Annotated in this window: 2 protein-coding genes; both read left to right on the plus strand. The window is 62.2% G+C overall.

What is annotated here, in order from left to right:
• A partial coding sequence (locus tag VJR90_00070) for a hypothetical protein (GenBank protein HKV95875.1) occupies window positions 1–330 on the plus strand: 330 nt, incomplete at its 5' end.
• 425 nt (window positions 331–755) lie between these two features.
• Window positions 756–1,847, plus strand: coding sequence for an ISL3 family transposase (locus VJR90_00075; GenBank protein ID HKV95876.1), 1,092 nt, complete (start codon window positions 756–758; stop codon window positions 1,845–1,847).
• Window positions 1,848–1,884: the final 37 nt, after the last annotated feature.

Genomic DNA, 1,884 nt, shown 5'->3' on the forward strand with positions numbered 1-1,884 from the left:
CAGCCGCGCGCCGAACGCCCGCCCCTCCCGCTCGAGCCGTCAGATGAAGAGATTGCCGCCGACATCCGTCGCCGTCCCGTCGGCGCCGTTCTTGTCGAGATCTGCCACGATCTCGGCCTCCAGCCCGGCGACCTCAGCCGCGACATGCACCAGGAGCTGATGGATGCGGTGATGTATTACGGCGGCAATCCCATCCGCCTGCTGCGGCTGCCCGACACCGCCCGCCAGGAACGCGAATACATCGCCATCCTCCGTTCCGACGCGCCCCTTCCCCCCGAGCACCAACCCTTCCCCTGGCTACAACGCGCCGCGGCAACCGGCCCGCCCTGAGCGCGAAACAGCATCAGGGCAACCACGGAAAACACAGACAACACGGAGCAGACGTGCGCGCGCAGCGCATGAACCCTGCTATTCCGTGTTGTCCGTGTTGTCCGTGGTTTCAATTTGGAACCGCAGAACACGCAGACCACGCAGATCGCCCGCGTAGCGGGCCATAAAAATTGTGGGTCTTCCGTGAATCGTGTGGGTGATTCAGCGACATCATAGCATCGGAAGCATGCATGGACATTGGGTTTCCGAGGTTTGGCGCAGTCGCGGGATCCGGCATAATGCGGCATGGGGCAGTGGAACAGGGGACAGCGGCGTCTGTCAGACGGCTATTCGTTTGCGGGTTTCCACGCGCGGGCGACTATCCGCGGGGTGTTCGGTGATCGGGATGTACGGATCGTCAGCCTCGATCGGCGCTCAAAAAAACGATTTGCGGCTGCTGCGGGCGGGCGCAGACGGGATGGTACGACCGGACAATACGGCGGGTTCGGGACCTTCCGAGCGCGGGCTACCGTATTGTTCTGGAAGTCGAAGTGCGTCGCGTGGCGTGCCGCACATGCGGCACCGTGAAGCGCGAACGGCTGGATTTCCTGGCGGACAATCCGCACTTTACCAAGCGCTTTGCGTTCTATGTCGGCCGCCGCTGCCGGCAAGCCTCGATCCGGGATGTCGCGAAGGAACTGAAGATCAACTGGGACACGGTCAAGGCACTGGAGATGCAATACATGCGCGCCCAGATCGAGCGCGCCGGCTCACCAGGCCCCAGTGCGATCGGCATCGACGAGATCGCCATTCGCAAGGGCCACAACTACCGCATTGTGGTCAGCGACCTGGTTCGCAGGCGGCCGATCTGGTTCGGTGGCGACGACCGCTCGGAGACCAGCATGGCGCAGTTCTATGTCTGGCTGGGACAAGAGAAGAGCAGCAAGATACGGCTGATTGTCATGGACATGTGGAAGCCGTTCCGCAATGTCGCGCGGGACAAGGCGCCGCAAGCGGCGATCCTGTTCGACAAGTTCCACATCATGCGCCATCTCGGCGAGGCGCTCGACAAGGTGCGCAAGGCCGAATACGCGCGGCTGCGTGGCAAGGACCGGCGCTTCATCAAGGGGCAGAAGTACACGCTGCTGTCGCACCGCGACAATCTCAGCCTGGATGGCAAACGCTCCCTCACGCTCCTGCTTGCTGCCAACAAGCGCCTGAACACGGCTTACTTGCTGAAGGAGGCGTTCGGGCAGCTCTGGGACTACCGGCGCGAGGGTTGGGCACGGCGCTACTTCGATAACTGGCGAGCCAGCCTGAAATGGCAGCGCCTCCAACCATACCAACGCTTCGCCGACATGATCGACCGCCACTGGGACGGCATCGCCGCCTACTGCAAGCCGCAGAACAAGGTCTCGCTTGGCTTCGTCGAGGGCCTCAATAACAAGATCCGGGTGTTCCAGCGACGCGCCTATGGTCTGAAGGATGAGGAGTATCTCCGCCTCAAAGTCCTCTCTTCCATGCTTCCGATGCTATGATGTCGCTGAATCACCCACACGATTCACGGAAGACCCA

It is taken from the genome of Gammaproteobacteria bacterium (assembly GCA_035279405.1).
In the GTDB taxonomy this organism is placed as follows: Bacteria; Pseudomonadota; Gammaproteobacteria; order Natronospirales; family REEB76; genus REEB76.